The sequence below is a fragment of the Roseibium sp. AWQ4_290 genome, assembly GCF_056160985.1.
The window spans coordinates 1-15,946 of the sequence record NZ_JBSWYG010000031.1 but is presented as its reverse complement, the minus strand read 5'-3'; the positions used below and the strand labels follow the sequence as shown (position 1 = coordinate 15,946).

Here is a 15,946-nt window from a genome sequence, read left to right as displayed (position 1 = left end):
TGACGGTCTGAAAGCACAACACCCAAAGCCGGGCGCCCCTGTTTTTGAAGCGCCTGAAATCCTGGCAAAAAGGCGCTACGGAATGCAGGAACACATTGTCATCATCGGGGCCGGACAGGCTGGCGCGCAGCTGGCACACTCCCTTCGCCAGGGAGGCTTTGACGGGCCCCTGCGCCTGATTGGTGACGAGCCACATCCCCCGTATCAACGCCCGCCGCTCTCCAAGAAATACCTGTCCGGCGAAGTGGGAGCGGAAGGGCTCTGGCTCCGCCCGCCTGCGTTTTTTGACACCAACCGCATCGATCACATCCCCAGCACCATGGTGGTTGCCATTGACCGGGGCGCAAAACGGTTGACGCTGCAAAATGGCGATACACTCCCCTATGGCAAGCTGGTTCTGGCCACCGGCACCAAAGCCCGCAGCCTGCCATTGGCCGGCGCGGACAAAAAAGGCGTCTTGACCCTGCGCTCCATCGCCGATGTGGACGCCATCCGCGACGGCCTTCAGGACTGCAAACGTATCGCGATCATCGGGGCCGGGTATATCGGCCTGGAAGTGGCGGCCGTGGCCAGAGCGCTCGGCAAGGAAGTCAGCGTGATCGAGGCCCAGGACCGGCCCATGAAGCGGGTCGTTAGCGAGGCGGTCTCCAGCTATTTCACCAAGCTGCACCGGGACAATGGCGTTGACCTGCGCCTGGAAACCGGCATCGACGCGATTGAAGGCACGGACAAGGTCACCGGCGTCAAACTCTCCGACGGCACCATTCTGGACGCCGAACTGGTTCTGATCGCGGTGGGAGCCGAGCCCAACGACCAGCTGGCGGCCGAGGCGGGGCTTGAAGTGGACAATGGCGTTCTGGTGGATGGCTGTGGCCAGACCAGCGATCCGGATATCTATGCTGTGGGGGACTGCACCCGGTTTTATTCCAGCCGCTATCACCGCTCCGTGCGCATGGAAAGTGTTCAAAACGCCATTGACCAGGCTAAGGCCGCAGCCAAGGCCCTCATGGGTGAGGAGGTCGACTACGATCCCCTGCCCTGGTTCTGGTCCGACCAGTACAACATCAAGCTGCAGATCGCGGGCCTGTCGGAAGGCTATGATGAAACGGTCCTTGCCGGATCACCGGACGATCACAAGTTCTATGTCGCCTATCTGAAGGACGGCGCCCTAGTTGCGGTCGACAGCATCAATTCCCCGCGCTCGCATATGATGTCCCGCCGGGTGATCGGCGAGCCCTGGCGGACAGATCTGCTGCCGGAGGCCTAAGCTTCAGAGCCGCCCCGGCCTTGAGCCGGGGCCTGGAGCGGGGCCCAGCAGCCTCCCGGACAGACTTAGTTCACACCGGTATTTTGCAGGATCAGCCGGGTCACCTCCTTCGGGATTTCCAGATGGGGCATATGGCCGACGCGCTCGAAAATATGGGTTGCGACGGTTCCCGGCAGCTTGTGCGCCTGGCGGGTGGGCAGAACCCGGTCCTGGGTGCCCCAGATCACTTTCACCGGCATGGGCAGGTCCGCCAGCGCGTCCCGGGGCAAGGTCTTTTGCACGGTACCGTCGATGATCTCGTCCGCAATCGCCTCCAGCGTGGCGGCTGCCCCTGGCTTGGCGCGGCTCTCGGCTACGGATTTGGCCAGATGTTTCGGCAGCTTGAACTCCCAGCCGAAAAACTGCTCCAGCAGAATTTCAACGTCCGCCTGATCCGTAGCCGCTGCATAGCGGCGCAGCAGACGGTGATTGATCTCCGGGCCGAAGCCGCCGGGCGCCAGAAGCGTCAGGCTGGCGATCCGCTCCGGCGCACGCAGGGCAACCAGAACCGCCACCGCTCCGCCCATGGAGTGTCCGGTCAGGTGCACCCGGTCCAGCTCCAGCGCCTCCAGGGACTGGGCAACGGCTTTCGCCGCAATACCCGCATTGCCGACCTGGGGCCAGTCCAGCGCCTGGCCGTGTCCGGGCAGATCGAAGGCAAGAGAACGTTTTCTGGCCGCCAGCGCGGTCTGGATATTCACCCAGGTCTGCCGGTCTCCGCCAAAGCCGTGCAGAAGCACGACAGGGCACTCATCAGCCCCCCCGGCGGCAGGCTGGTCATGAAAAGGCAGATGGCGCGGGGGATTGGGACGCAAGTCAGTCATGGTCTTTGATCACTTTTGAAACGCAGAGACGCATCGGTGCGAAGAGGGACGAGGAATGAGAGAGAAGAAATACGGCAGCCACGTCATTTGAGCGCAAACAGGGGCTGCGGATCAGTAAAGCCGCTAAGCTCGAAAGAGCCGACCGGCTCGGCCCGGGCTGCGCAATACCGGACAATGTCCTCGGTCATCAGCACATCCGACCCGGTGGTCTTGGTCAGGCTTTCGATACGCGCGGCCGCATGGACCGACTGGCCAATCACCGAAAAGGTCAACCGGTGGGGTACCCCGATATTGCCGAACATGACCGACCCCACAGACAGGGCGACCCCGGCCTGCATGGGCATGGCGCTTGCCGGCTCGTCATTGACCGCCGCAAGCCTCAACCGCGTTTCATCGGCCGCCTGAACAGCCTGTTTGACCGCATTTTCAAGGCTTTGCTCTCCAATGGGGAAGACACCCAGAACCGCATCACCGATAAAGTCGAGCACCTCGCCACCGTTATCCAGAACCGATCCGGCCGTGGTTTCGAAATACCGGTTCAGCCAGGTCAGATAGGCATCTGGCCCGAGAGCTTCGGCAATGGCGGTGGACCGGCGCATGTCGCAATAATAGATCACCGCATCAATGGTCTCGCCGTCGCCGTGGCGGATCTGTCCGTTCAGCACCTTTTTGCCGGCCGTCTGCCCCAGATAGGTCTCGGCAACCGTTTTGGTGATCTGGCTGCCAATATTGGCCCGGGCGGCCAGCGCCAGACGCTTTTGGATATATTCAATGGCCTTCAGGGCGTCGTCAGAAAAGCCCTCACTGTCGCAAGTGGCCCAGCTGACAATAATACCGCTATTGGCATAATCCTCCGGATTGGTCGGCATGTCGAAATGCGTCGGCAGTACCAGATAGTCGGTATACCCGGCCTCGCTCAGGCGGGTTAGCAGCGGGAAATCCTGCGGCGCATTGGAGTTGGTCAACCGCCGGCGGAACCGCGGCTCTTGGTTGACCAGAACAGCCCGCACCGGGCTTTGCAGCCAGTCGTCGGTTTCTTCTTCCGAATGGGCGATCAGCTCGTGATGCAGCTCATTGCCGCTTTCCCAGATCACCAGTTCGGCTTCGATCAACGGGTGCAGCGTGGACCAGGCCATCATGCCCCGGTCGACCGGAACCTCGCAGGCGCGCAGCCGCTCACACATTTCGGCAAACATCTTGCCCAGATTGGGAGAGCCAAGAGCCTGGCTGATCATCCAGTCTTCGATCTCGTCTATTTTCGCCATACTGATCATGGCGTCACGTTAAAGTGCTTTTGCTGCGGTGACCAGACAGGGATCCCCATATCCGGACGCCAACAGTTGCGGCAGTTTTGACCTGTCACATCCGTTGTGTCTGCAAGGCTTGAAAATGAATGAACGTTCATTTATAGAAACTCACGGGAGGACGATGTGGCCGTGACAGAACCAAGACCAGCCGCCCGCGGTGCCAAAGGCCAGGAAACCGCCCGCCGTGTTCTGGATGCGGCGCTCAAGCGGTTTGCTGACGCAGGCTATGCAGCCGTTTCCATGCGCGAGATCGCGGCCGATGTCGGGGTTCGCCCCGGCGCGCTCTACAATCACTTCCCCACCAAGCAGGACATTTTAAAAGACCTGATGATTGCCCATATGCGCGCGCTTCTGACCGCCTGGGACATCACGCCATTTTCGGCCGCCATGGACCCGCTGGAGCGGTTTGTGCGCTTTCACATCCGCTACCATCTGCAGCGCGCCGATGAAGTCTTTATCTCCTATATGGAACTGCGCAATTTGGAGCCGGATAATTTCAAGCTGGTGGAAGCCGAACGCCGCCGCTACGAGGCCATCCTGACCGGCATTTTGGAAGATGGAACGGCGGCCGGACGCTACAGCACCGGCGATCCCAGGGTTACGACGCGGGCCATCATCGCCATGCTGACCGGCATCCCCACCTGGTACCGGGCGGGCGGCAGCCTCAGCGAGCGTGAGGTCGAAGACCTTTATCTCACCATGGTGCGCAAAGCGGTCGCGCCCCTTCCAGGCCAGGCCCTTTCCCAGACCACAGCCCCGAACGGAGACCGGATGACATGAGCATCCTGACATCAAGCCTCTCGCCGAAAAGCAGCGCCTTTTCCGCCAACAGGGCGGCCCATGAGGCGGCCATGGACGCGGTCAGGACCGCAGCGCAAAGGGCCCTGGATGGCGGTGGTGAATCCGCCCGCCAGCGCCACCTCGCCCGGGGCAAGATCCTGCCCCGCGAACGGGTCTCCCGCCTGCTTGATCCCGGATCGCCCTTTTTGGAAGTCGGCATGCTGGCCGCCCATGACCTTTATGACGGCGCCGCCCCGTCTGCCGGAATGATCGCCGGGATCGGCAGGGTGGAAGGCCAGGAGGTCATGGTGCTTGCCAATGATGCCACGGTGAAAGGCGGCACCTATTATCCCCTGTCGGTGAAAAAGCACCTGCGCGCCCAGGAAATTGCCGCCGAAAACAATCTGCCCTGCATCTATCTGGTGGATTCAGGCGGCGCCAATCTGCCGAACCAGGACGAGGTCTTTCCCGACCGGGATCATTTCGGGCGGATCTTCTACAATCAAGCCAATATGTCGGCCAGGGGCATTGCCCAGATTGCCGTGGTCATGGGCTCGTGCACCGCAGGCGGCGCCTATGTTCCCGCCATGTCGGACGAAACCATTATCGTGAAAAACCAGGGCACTATCTTTCTTGCCGGACCGCCCCTGGTGAAGGCGGCAACGGGAGAGGAAGTGACGGCGGAAGATCTGGGCGGCGGTGATGTGCATACGCGCCTGTCCGGGGTCGCCGATCATCTGGCCCGCGACGACGCCCATGCTCTGGCCCTGGCCCGGCGCGCCATTGCCAGCCTCAACCGCACCAAACGAACCGGAGCCGCCCTTCAGGCGCCGGAAGATCCGCTTTACGACCCGGAGGAAATCCTTGGAGTCGTGCCTGGGGACCTGAAAACGCCCTATGACATTCGCGAGGTGATTGCCCGCGTGGTCGACGGGTCCCGCTTTGACGAATTCAAGGCGCGCTACGGCACCACCCTTGTCTGCGGCTTTGCCCATATCCACGGCATGCCCGCCGGCATCATTGCCAATAACGGCGTGCTGTTCTCGGAGAGCGCGGTCAAGGGTGCCCATTTTGTCGAACTGTGTTCACAGCGCAAGGTGCCGCTGGTGTTCCTGCAGAACATCACCGGCTTCATGGTTGGGCAGAAATATGAAAGCGGTGGCATTGCAAAGGACGGCGCCAAGCTGGTGACGGCGGTTGCCACCACTTCCGTTCCCAAAATCACCATGCTGGTTGGCGGGTCCTTCGGTGCGGGCAATTACGGCATGTGCGGACGGGCCTATTCGCCGCGCTTCCTGTGGACCTGGCCCAATTCGCGCATCTCCGTTATGGGCGGCGAACAGGCTGCAGGCGTTCTGGCCACCGTCCGCCGGGACGGCATCGAGCGCAAGGGCGGCAGCTGGACGCAAGAAGAAGAACAGACGTTCAAGCAGCCGATCATCGACCAGTTCGAGGACCAGGGTCACCCGCTTTATGCCAGCGCCCGCCTGTGGGATGACGGCATTGTCGACCCGCGCAAGACCCGCGACATTTTAGGGCTGTCCCTGTCCGCCGCGCTGAACGCGCCGATCGACGATACCCGCTTCGGTCTCTTCAGGATGTGATGCCATGAGCCATATCGAAACGCATGTCGGTGACATCACCCGGCTGAAGGTCGACGCCATCGTCAATGCAGCCAATTCCTCGCTGCTCGGCGGCGGCGGAGTGGACGGCGCCATTCACCGGGCGGCCGGACCGGAACTTGTTCAGGAATGCCGCCTTTTGAACGGCTGCAAGACCGGCGACGCCAAGATCACCGCCGGATACAAATTACCGGCAAGGCACATCATCCACACGGTTGGCCCGGTCTGGCGCGGCGGCAACGAGGGCGAAGCCGGACTGCTTGCCAGTTGCTACGAAACCAGCCTCCGGCTTGCCGCGGCCAATGCCTGCCGCACCGTTGCCTTTCCTGCAATCTCGACAGGCATTTATGGCTATCCGGCGGAGCTGGCAGCTGAAACGGCAGTCAAAACCATTCAGAAGACGCTCTCTGAGCTGCCGGAAATCGAAACGGTTGCGCTGGTCGCGTTCGATGACGCGGCGCTTGCCCATTTGCTGAACGCGCTGAAGGGGAACGAAGACTGATGTTCAAGAAAATCCTCATAGCCAATCGCGGCGAAATCGCGTGCCGGGTCATCGGGACGGCGAAACGGCTCGGGATCCGCACGGTCGCGGTCTATTCGGACGCGGACGCAAACGCCAAACATGTCGCCATGGCGGACGAAGCCTTTCCGATTGGCCCGGCCCCGGTGGCCGAAAGCTACCTGAATATCGGCAAGATCCTGGAGGCCTGCGCCAGAAGCGGTGCGGAGGCGGTGCATCCGGGATACGGCTTCCTGTCCGAAAACCCCGACTTCGTCGATGCGCTCGACAAGGCCGGGATCACCTTTATCGGCCCGAGTGCAAAGGCCATACGGGCCATGGGGCTGAAAGACGCCGCCAAGGCGCTGATGGAAAAGGCCGGCGTACCGGTGGTGCCCGGCTATCACGGGGAGAGCCAGGACCCGGCATTTCTGAAAGCGGAAGCGCACCGGATCGGCTACCCGGTTCTAATCAAGGCTCGCGCGGGCGGCGGTGGCAAGGGCATGCGCCGGGTTGACGACCCGGCCGACTTTCTGGACGCGCTCTCCGGTGCCCAGCGTGAAGGCGAAGCCAGTTTCGGCGACGGACGGGTACTGATCGAAAAATACCTGACCAAGCCGCGCCATATCGAAATCCAGGTGTTCGGCGACAGCCATGGCCATGCGGTGCACCTGTTTGAACGGGATTGCTCCCTCCAGCGCCGTCACCAGAAGGTCATTGAAGAGGCCCCTGCCCCCGGCATGCCGGAGAAGATGCGCAAGGCCATGGGTGAGGCTGCCGTTACCGCCGCCAAGGCCATCGGCTATTGCGGCGCCGGGACCATCGAGTTCATCGCCGATGTTGCGGATGGACTGCAGTCCGACCGCTTCTATTTCATGGAAATGAACACCCGCCTGCAGGTGGAACATCCGGTGACCGAGCTGATTACCGGCGAGGATCTGGTGGACTGGCAGCTGCAGGTTGCCTCCGGCGCGCCCCTGCCCAAAACTCAGGAAGAGCTGAGCTTTTCCGGTTGGGCCTTTGAAGCCCGGCTCTATGCGGAAGATGCGCCCAAAGGCTTTCTGCCCGCCATCGGCACACTGGAGCATGTGCACCTGCCGGACCATCTTGCCCGTGTCGACAGCGGCGTGCGCGCAGGCGATGAGATCACGCCCTGGTACGATCCCATGATTGCCAAAGTGATCACCCATGGCGCATCCCGTGAGGAAGCCCTTGGCAAATTGCTGGCCGCCCTGGACGCTACACAGGTGGCCGGCTGCGTCACCAATGCGGGCTTTCTGGCAGCCCTCTGCCGCCATGAGGGCTTTGCCAAAGGCGATGTTGATACCGGCCTGATCGACCGGGATCTGGCGGTGCTGATCGGCGAGCCCGAATTGCCCGATGAAGCAATTGCCCTAGCCGCCCTATCGGCCCTTGGTCTTGCAAAACCCGCCTCCGGCTCTGACCCTTTCGAGACCCTGGCCGGCTGGCGCCTGTGGAGTGCGTCCCGTCAGTTCGCCCTTCTGGAAATCGACGGGGAGCGCCACGACATTGAAGTGCACGCCCTCGGCCAGCGGCGGTTTTCCGTTCATCTCCCAGGCGGGCCCCGTATGGTTGCGCTGATCGAGACGGACGGCACACACCTGACCTATGACTGCGACGGCCACAGGGCAAGGGCAACAGTGGTCCACGGTTCCAACGGCCTCACCGTGTTCCTGAACGGCCATGCCTTTTCCGTCGGCCTGCCCGACAGCCTGAGCAGCAATGACGATGTGGCCGCGTCCGGGGATCAGGTGACGGCGCCAATGCCGGGCCTTGTCAAGATGCTCTCCGCCACGGCCGGTGACACGATCACACGGGATCAGCCGCTGATCATTCTGGAAGCCATGAAGATGGAACACACGCTCAAGGCCCCGCGCGACGGGATTGTTGCTGAGGTCCTTGTGAGCGAAGGCGATCAGGTAACAGATGGCACCGTGCTGCTGACCCTTGAGGAGACCGCCGATGCTGCTGCCTGACGCTGACAGTTATGACAAGCTCTGCCGGGACTTTGCCTGGGCGGTTCCGGACCGTTTCAATATTGCCGTTGCCGCCTGCGACCAGTGGGCCGCCAAAGCCCCTGACCGGGAGGCCCTTGTCTATTGCGAGGAAAACGGACCGTCGCACAGCTATTCCTACGTCGATTTGAAACGGCTCTCAAACCAGCTCGCCAATCTGCTGAACAGCCGGGGCGTGGCGCCGGGCGACCGCATCGGGGTGCTTCTGCCGCAGCGCCCGGAAACTGCCTATGCCCATCTGGCCGCCCTGAAGCTGGGCGCGATCACGATCCCCCTTTTCACCCTGTTCGGCGAAGAGGCCTTAGCCTACCGGCTGAAAGACTCCGGCGCTAAAGCCATAATCACCGACCAGAGCGGGGCTGCCAAACTTGCGCTTCTTCGGGACCAGCTGCCGGATCTGACCACGGTGTTCTGCGTGGACGGGGACAGGGATGGTGCGGACGATCTTGCCCACGCCATGGACGGGCACACCCCTGAGTTCACACCGGTTGACACGGCCGCCGATGACCCCGCCCTGATCATCTACACCTCCGGCACGACCGGCCAGCCCAAGGGCGCCTTACATGCCCACCGGGTGCTGCTGGGTCATTTGCCAGGCGTGGAAATGAGCCACGATTTTCTGGGCCAGCCGGGCGACCGAATCTGGACCCCCGCAGACTGGGCCTGGATCGGCGGCCTTCTGGACGTGCTTCTGCCGGCCCTTTACCTGGGAGTGCCCGTAGTGGCCTGCCGCTTCCGCAAATTCACCGCAGAAGCCGCCTTCCAGCTTTTGGAAGACCAGGCAATCCGCAATACGTTTCTGCCTCCTACCGCCCTGAAGCTGATGCGCCAGGTGCCGGATGCTGCAACAAGCTGGCAGTTCAGTCTGCGGTCCGTTGCCTCAGGCGGGGAAACCCTCGGCGCCGAGCTGATCGAATGGGGACGGCGGACCTTCGGCCTGACCATCAACGAGTTTTACGGCCAGACCGAATGCAACATGATCGTCTCCAGCTGTGCCCGCCTGATGGACGCCCGGCCCGGCATCATGGGCCGGCCGGTTCCGGGCCATGAGGTCGCGGTGGTGGGCCCCGAAGGCCAGAAGCTGCCGCCGGACACACACGGGACCGTTGCCGTGCGCAGGCCGGACCCTGTGATGTTTCTCGGCTACTGGAACAATCCTGAGGCCACAGCCGCCAAATTCGCCGGCGACTGGCTGCTGACCGGGGATACCGGCGTCATGGACAAACATGGCTGGATCCGCTTCGTCGGGCGCGATGACGACGTGATCACCTCGTCCGGCTACCGCATCGGCCCCGGGGAAATCGAGGACTGCCTGATCCGCCACCCGGCAGTCGCCATGGCCGGTGTGGTTGGCAAACCCGACCCGCAGCGCACCGAAATCGTCAAGGCCTATATCGTGCTGAAAGCAGGCGTGGAGCCGGACGATACCCTGGCCAAAGACATCGCCGAGTTCGTCAAGATCCGCCTTGCGGCCCATGAATATCCGCGGGAAGTCGCCTTTGTCGACGCCCTGCCGATGACCACCACCGGCAAGGTGATCCGCCGCGACCTGCGCATCCGGGCGGAACAGGATACATGACCGGCGGCCAGCATCCAGCGCCTTTCGGCGCACAGCCCTTTCTAAGCCCGTTCTGAAATTTCCGGGCCCCTTTTGACCCTGTGCTGAAAGTTCTTATGAGTTCTGACATGTCCGATTTTGTCACCCTTTTTGAAATGAGCCCCCGTGACGGCCTTCAAAATGAAAGCCGCTTTGTTCCGACCGGCCAGAAAATCGAGCTGGTGGACCGGCTGTCAGAGTGCGGTTTCCGTAAGATTGAAGTGACGAGTTTTGTCAGTCCCAAATGGGTGCCCCAGCTGGCCGATGCCCAGGAGGTCATGGACGGCATCTACCGACATCCGGCGGTTGTCTATTCCGTACTGACCCCCAATGTGAAAGGCTATACTGCAGCAAAGCGGGCCTCCGCCGATGAGGTGGCAATTTTCGGCTCAGCGTCAGAAGGTTTTTCGAAAAAGAACATCAATTGTTCGGTCGCAGAAAGCATCGAGCGCTTCAAGCCGCTTCTGGATAAGGCCGCGCAGGACGGCATGCCCGTCCGTGGCTATGTCTCCTGCGTCACCGATTGCCCCTATGATGGGCCGGTCGCGCCGGAGCAGGTCGCCGCTGTAGCCAGGGAACTTTATGCGCTTGGCTGCTATGAAATCTCCCTTGGGGATACGATCGGCGCCGGGATGCCGGAGACGATTTCAAACATGCTGGACGCCGTGCTTGCCCATGTGCCAGCCGACAAGCTGGCCGGGCATTTTCACGACACCAAGGGCAGAGCCCTTGAGAATATCGAGGTGAGTCTGGAAAAAGGCCTGCGCACCTTTGACTGCGCCATCGGCGGCCTCGGCGGCTGCCCCTATGCTCCGGGCGCAAAGGGCAATGTCGCCACAGAAGCCGTTGCGGCCCTTTTGGCCCGAAAAGGCTTCACCTGCGGAATAAAGACAGAAAAGCTGGACGAAATTGCCGCCTTCGCCCGGAGCCTGAGGGAGACGCCCGCATGAGTTACGAAACACTGACCCTTGCCACGGATGACCGGGGTGTTGCCACGGTGACGCTGAACCGCCCGGACAAACACAATGCCCTTTCGGCAACGATGATTGCCGAGCTGACCAAGACTGCGTCAATGCTCGGTGCGGATGACAGCGTGCGGGTTGTGATCCTGACAGGGGCCGGAGACAGCTTTTGCGCAGGCGGCGACCTTGGCTGGATGAGAGAACAGTTTGATGCGGACCGGCAGACCCGGATCGCTGAAGCGCGTAAATTGGCCGCCATGCTGAAAGCCCTCAACGAGCTGCCAAAGCCCCTGATCGGCCGCATTCAGGGCCAGGCCTTTGGCGGCGGCATCGGCATGATGAGCGTGTGCGACACGGTGATTGCGGCCGACAGCGCGAAATTCGGCCTGACCGAAACCCGCCTGGGCCTGATCCCCGCCACCATAAGCCCCTATGTGCTGGCCCGTATGGGTGAGGGCAAGGCCCGGCGCGTCTTCATGTCCGCGCGCCTCTTCAGCGCGCAAGAGGCTCGGGATCTGAATCTCGCTGCACAGGTGGTGCCCGTAGAGGAACTCGATTCGGCCGTGGACGCTGAAGTCAAACCCTATCTTGCCGCCGCTCCGGCGGCGGTCGCCGCTTCCAAGGCCCTGGCAAGGGTGCTCGGCCCCAGAATTGACGAAGCCGCAATCGAAGACACAATCCACCGCCTTGCAGACACATGGGAAACACCGGAAGCCCGGGAAGGCATTTCAGCCTTTTTCGACAAGCGAAAGCCGGATTGGGCGGTGCGCTGACCACTCCACACTCGGCTTTCCGCCTTTGATCTCACCCCGTCTGCCGCCGGGCATGTTCGATCAAGGCAGCGATACGGGCCACACCTGCCTCTTCCGACTTGGGCAGCTCGGGCTCCGGCCCGCCATACATGCGCTCCCGGCGCTGACGGATTTTCTTGCGCTGGCCTTCGCTGATCCCGTCCGGCAGATCCACCCCCGCCCGGTCCATACCGATCAGGATGCGCTGCAGATCGGGAATGAGTTCGGAGGAAATCGTGAAGGTGCCGCTGACCGGATGTTTAAAGACAAGCGTGTTGGTGCTTTCTTCCCCATTCAACAGCACCGCCTTCTTGTGGCCGATGGACCCGATGGTGGCCTGGAAACGGGCGACCCAGCCGGAGGCCTCCCACAGGCGGATCTCCATCTTTTTCAGCTCTTCATAAGGCACGCGTGCGCGCTGGCCGAACTGGGTGAATTCAAAGCCATTGCCGAAAAACCGGACCCAGGAGGTTTTCTGACGCACGGCGGCGGCGAAAAAGATGAAAGACACACAGGCCGGGGCAAGCGCCAGAAGCGACACCAGAGCCAGACCGCCGGTTGTCAGCCCGAGGCCGACAAAACTGAGGGAAAAGAACACGATGCCGAGGCCGAACCCGGCCGCGTCAAACACCACCGGCGACGGTTTCGACACCGGCCGGACAGCCCCCGAGGGGACAACCGGATGCGGCATCGCCGCATATATTCCGGCCGCCGCCGCAATACACATCAGGCTCATCAGAACCGACATGAAAAACACCCCGCCCACTATGGCCAGGACGCAGAGGCTCAAAGGTAAAACGCGACGGATAAACTCGATTTTAGCTGTTTTGCCCAAACCGCTCTCCATGCATTCAAACAGCGAAACCGCAAAAACTGGGAAGTCTTACTGATTCTGTCATTGAATCAACTGCACCCTTCCAAATCAACAGCCAGTTGGATCTATCCAGAAACAATGTAACCGACAGGCAGAAAGTGCCCGTGCAAATTTGACTCAATTCTGACAAATCCGCGCCAAATCGATCTCTGCCGGCCTGAACCAGACCACAAAGGCAAGCTAAAATATGCCTGCCAATATATAGCGGAACTACGCTGTATTATCCGCTATGATCACCGTCTTCAGGAATATGGGTTGCCGGATCGAACCAGAGAGCCGGATCGTTCAGAGGAGGATCCTGGCTGAGATTTGGGTTTTCGATAGTAAAGATCTTGCGGTGCTTCAAACGTGCCCGGTCGATATCCGATTGATGATACTCAAGAAAGTGAGCATCGAACGATCCATCCGCAAGCATTTCTTCCAGTCCCTGCCGCACCCGGCTGGCGAGTTCCGGCCGCGCTGGACTGACAAAAAAATAGGTTGGCAGAGGCACAAACAGGACCAGCGTCTGCTCAATAGCCAGATCCGGATTGTCGGGGCCGAAACGCTCCAGCTCACCGAAGATCTCGTTCATGCCGCGGCCAAAGGTGACAAATCGGCGGACCTTGAGCATATCGAACAGCCGGGCGTGGGTTTCTCCAGGGACAACATTAAATCCGGCCTTACGCAGGATCAGGTAAGTCGACCATTGCACCCCTGTGCCCGTCGGGATGGCTTTCAGTTCTTCCAGAGACCTCACCTGAGACAGGCGTTCCTGGTCCTGGCGGTTGATCAGGAAAAGCCGGTAACCCTGAATTCCCTTCCGCAAGGGAATGCGAATGGGAATGAGCTTCTCCTCCCAGCCCGGTTTGGGCACTTCAGCAACAATCTGGATATTGTCGCCAACAATGAGCTCTTCCAGCAGTCGGGCCCGGGAAAAGAACTCCGCGGAGCGTCCGACTTCCGACGCCCCGCCGAAAGGAGATGTCCGCAGCAACACTTTTTCCAGCAGCGTCTCGACATACTCAACCTCATCCAAGCGAAGATTATAAACGAGTCGATCCGAAGACCAAGCAGAAGTTGCATTGGCTTGTGTAAAAATGACAAGAATAAAAAGCCCCAACATCAACTTGGACATCGTCAGTTCCCAGAAACTTCGAAGCATCTTCATATCTTATGACACAATAAATTGCGAATTGGTATTTTTTTATACTTAAGTAGAAAAAGACCACGATCACCTTTAACTTTGCAGTCGTCATCGGAAACGAGCCCCCCCCTTCTTCCAAAAAGCGCAGCCTTGTCTGGCAACCGTCGGGCATGGTCGGCAGAAAGGGCAGAATTCAAGGAAAGGGCGGGCAATGGTGCAGTATGCTGAAAACACCAACCTGACCCATTGGCGGGACCGTGTGGGTCTGGCTGCCGCCATCCGCTGAACAGCCCGTCTGAGCATGCATGAGGTTGTCGCAAGTCATTTCAGCTTTGCGGTCAATGCGGACGGCACCCAATTCCTCACGCCCCCCCAACCCCGGCATTTTGCCAGGAACAAGGCCTCCGACCTGCTACTGGACGCCAATGATCCGGCCACCATGGACACGGCCGACGCACCGGACCTCACTGCCGGAGGTCTGCACCGCTCCATCCACGGTCGATGCCCCCATGCCCGCGGCGTGATGCATGTGCATTCGATCCATGCGACCATTCCGGCCTGGCTGGAGGACTGCACGCTGCCGCCTTTAGCGGGCGCATGTGGTGTATGAAGAGTTTGGCGGCCTCGCCCTCGAAGAGGAAGGCAAACGCTGCGCCGGCATGCTGGGCGTCCCCAAGACCAAAACCATGATCATGGGCAATCACGGGGTCCTGGGAAGAGGCGAGACCGTCGCCGACACATTCAACCGGCTCTACTATTTCGAACGTACTGCACAAACCTATGTCCGCGCTCTCCAGACCGCCTCCTTGCGGGCCTTTTCCGTGAGGTCGCCGAAAAACCGCCTGGGAGCTGGAAGACTATCCTGATCTTCTAGGCCGGCATTTGAACGAGCTGAAAGCCATTCTGAACAGCGAACAGTCCGACTACGCCAGTCAGGCATATCCGGTGAAACGCGGCGGGTTCAACTCAGGTGATGGACCCCGGCTCTGATCAGGCCTGGCAGCCTCATGACGTCTGCTACATTTCGCCGGACGCGGCCATGCTTTCCAGAATGGATGTAATCGCCGGGACCAACTGCGCGTTCCTCTCATGGAGATAATGATACAGTTTGACCGTCCGGATAGGCTTTCCGGCCATTTCCAGACACCCGGCCTCATGTGTCAGACCGTACTTGTCGAGCGCGATCTGGCCTCCCAGCACCACATCAAGCCGGCCAAGTTTGAGCATCCCGAAAAGCTCGTCATACGTGTCCGCCACCCAGACCTCGTCAAAGGTTTTGGTATAGTTTTCAAAAACGACCGCCCCACGGATATAGCCGACTTTTTTCTCGTGAATCTTGTCCAGAATTGTCTCGTCCGAATGCCGGGTGCAGATAATCGTCCCGACCTTGACCTGCATCAACGGAACACTGACCCGGATCAGAGTGGGAAATTTCTTTTCAATGGACGGCGTTCCCGCAAGCTCCCCATCCACCAGCCCCTTGCCTGCCGTAACCAGAGACCGGGAGCGCGACATGCGCTGGAACTCGATCTGAATACCCAATTCCGAATAGGCATGGCGCAGAATGTCAGCCAGCTGCTCAAACTGGGGCAGATTTTCGGAGAGGGTGAATTTCAGCACAGCCTGTGCGGAGGCTGGCTGCGGGACCAACCACAGCAGCGCAAGGATTAACTTCAGCTGAATTAAATAAAACCGCATCTGGTTTCCTGATAAACAGCCAAATCCAAAAATGATAACAACTAAGTATCTAGTGCAAAAAAATAAAAATCAACACGTCATAAAATTTTAACGCATAAACAAAAACTCACAGGACCTGGAGCCACGGCCAAACAAACCAATATTTAAGAAAAATTACTCAAAATGGCAAACAAAAATCCAAAAAACGCATCCAAACCAACCAGAATAAGGCCCTGAAATAAACTTGAGATTGAATGAAACGCTGCGGATATGTATCGAACTGCACGTCAAATGACGCATAACGCACCCGCGCCGCCCGCAATATTTGCATCTGGGCAAGGCCCGGCCGGACACCGTCTCGAGCTCAAGCAGGACAGAAGGAAATTGGCGCCCCCCTTGCCAACCTGTGATCGGGGTCAATCGGGCTCTGCGAATAATACATAGCGTAATTCCGGCGGCCACTCTCCTGAGCCTATGATGCGGGGTCGTAGCACACGCCCCAAGAGGCATAAAAGGAGAGTGACCATGTCAGAGTATGTTGGATT

15 protein-coding genes are annotated in these 15,946 nt (G+C 60.1%); 10 read left to right on the top strand and 5 right to left on the bottom strand.

The genetic code is table 11. The features are described from left to right. The first annotated feature begins 82 nt into the window (after positions 1–82). Positions 83–1,267, top strand: coding sequence for an NAD(P)/FAD-dependent oxidoreductase (locus ACXAH0_RS23450; RefSeq protein ID WP_475195505.1), 1,185 nt, complete (start codon positions 83–85; stop codon positions 1,265–1,267). A 65-nt stretch (positions 1,268–1,332) separates the two neighbouring features. Here the strand turns inward: ACXAH0_RS23450 and ACXAH0_RS23445 are convergent, their stop codons facing one another. Both ACXAH0_RS23445 and ACXAH0_RS23440 read right to left on the bottom strand, forming a co-directional pair. Next, complete coding sequence (locus tag ACXAH0_RS23445) at positions 1,333–2,130, bottom strand: alpha/beta fold hydrolase (protein ID WP_475195504.1); 798 nt, start codon at positions 2,128–2,130, stop codon at positions 1,333–1,335. 83 nt (positions 2,131–2,213) lie between these two features. Further along, positions 2,214–3,395: an adenylate/guanylate cyclase domain-containing protein gene (locus ACXAH0_RS23440; RefSeq protein WP_475195501.1), complete on the bottom strand. Its 1,182-nt coding sequence runs from the start codon at positions 3,393–3,395 to the stop codon at positions 2,214–2,216. Positions 3,396–3,560: 165 nt separating this feature from the next. On the opposite strand from ACXAH0_RS23440, the gene ACXAH0_RS23435 reads away from it, so the two are divergent. The 7 genes from ACXAH0_RS23435 to ACXAH0_RS23405 all read left to right on the top strand — a co-directional run bounded on the left by ACXAH0_RS23435 (position 3,561) and on the right by ACXAH0_RS23405 (position 11,706). Beyond that, positions 3,561–4,217: a TetR/AcrR family transcriptional regulator gene (locus ACXAH0_RS23435; RefSeq protein WP_475195500.1), complete on the top strand. Its 657-nt coding sequence runs from the start codon at positions 3,561–3,563 to the stop codon at positions 4,215–4,217. Further along, entirely contained in the window at positions 4,214–5,821 is a 1,608-nt protein-coding gene (locus ACXAH0_RS23430) for a carboxyl transferase domain-containing protein (protein WP_475195498.1), read from the top strand. The genes ACXAH0_RS23435 and ACXAH0_RS23430 overlap by 4 nt, the downstream gene beginning before the upstream one ends. Before the next feature lie 4 nt (positions 5,822–5,825). Then, a complete protein-coding gene (locus ACXAH0_RS23425) occupies positions 5,826–6,341 on the top strand; it encodes an O-acetyl-ADP-ribose deacetylase (RefSeq protein ID WP_475195495.1) in 516 nt (171 codons plus the stop codon). Continuing rightward, the gene (locus ACXAH0_RS23420) at positions 6,341–8,335 is read left to right on the top strand and encodes an acetyl/propionyl/methylcrotonyl-CoA carboxylase subunit alpha (protein WP_475195494.1); all 1,995 of its coding nucleotides are present in this window, start codon (positions 6,341–6,343) and stop codon (positions 8,333–8,335) included. The genes ACXAH0_RS23425 and ACXAH0_RS23420 overlap by 1 nt, the downstream gene beginning before the upstream one ends. Further along, positions 8,322–9,953 (top strand): acyl-CoA synthetase, encoded by a 1,632-nt coding sequence (locus tag ACXAH0_RS23415; protein WP_475195491.1) that lies wholly within the window; start codon positions 8,322–8,324, stop codon positions 9,951–9,953. The genes ACXAH0_RS23420 and ACXAH0_RS23415 overlap by 14 nt, the downstream gene beginning before the upstream one ends. A gap of 107 nt (positions 9,954–10,060) precedes the next feature. Further along, on the top strand, positions 10,061–10,921 hold the full coding sequence (locus ACXAH0_RS23410) for a hydroxymethylglutaryl-CoA lyase (protein WP_475195490.1): 861 nt from the start codon (positions 10,061–10,063) through the stop codon (positions 10,919–10,921). Further along, a complete protein-coding gene (locus tag ACXAH0_RS23405; protein WP_475195489.1) occupies positions 10,918–11,706 on the top strand; it encodes a crotonase/enoyl-CoA hydratase family protein in 789 nt (262 codons plus the stop codon). Before ACXAH0_RS23410 ends, ACXAH0_RS23405 begins: the two co-directional genes overlap by 4 nt. Positions 11,707–11,737: 31 nt before the next feature. Here the strand turns inward: ACXAH0_RS23405 and ACXAH0_RS23400 are convergent, their stop codons facing one another. Both ACXAH0_RS23400 and ACXAH0_RS23395 read right to left on the bottom strand, forming a co-directional pair. After that, complete coding sequence (locus ACXAH0_RS23400) at positions 11,738–12,472, bottom strand: hypothetical protein (protein WP_475186776.1); 735 nt, start codon at positions 12,470–12,472, stop codon at positions 11,738–11,740. A gap of 346 nt (positions 12,473–12,818) precedes the next feature. Next, a complete protein-coding gene (locus tag ACXAH0_RS23395; RefSeq protein ID WP_475195488.1) occupies positions 12,819–13,742 on the bottom strand; it encodes a hypothetical protein in 924 nt (307 codons plus the stop codon). 283 nt (positions 13,743–14,025) lie between these two features. On the opposite strand from ACXAH0_RS23395, the gene ACXAH0_RS23390 reads away from it, so the two are divergent. Both ACXAH0_RS23390 and ACXAH0_RS23385 read left to right on the top strand, forming a co-directional pair. Next, positions 14,026–14,334, top strand: coding sequence for a class II aldolase/adducin family protein (locus tag ACXAH0_RS23390; RefSeq protein ID WP_475195486.1), 309 nt, complete (start codon positions 14,026–14,028; stop codon positions 14,332–14,334). Beyond that, positions 14,327–14,590, top strand: a complete 264-nt coding sequence (locus ACXAH0_RS23385) for a class II aldolase/adducin family protein (protein ID WP_475195485.1) — start codon at positions 14,327–14,329, stop codon at positions 14,588–14,590. Before ACXAH0_RS23390 ends, ACXAH0_RS23385 begins: the two co-directional genes overlap by 8 nt. 151 nt (positions 14,591–14,741) lie before the next feature. Here ACXAH0_RS23385 and ACXAH0_RS23380 read toward each other — a convergent pair whose 3' ends face one another. Continuing rightward, complete coding sequence (locus ACXAH0_RS23380) at positions 14,742–15,422, bottom strand: substrate-binding periplasmic protein (RefSeq protein ID WP_475195484.1); 681 nt, start codon at positions 15,420–15,422, stop codon at positions 14,742–14,744. Positions 15,423–15,946 lie beyond the last annotated feature (524 nt).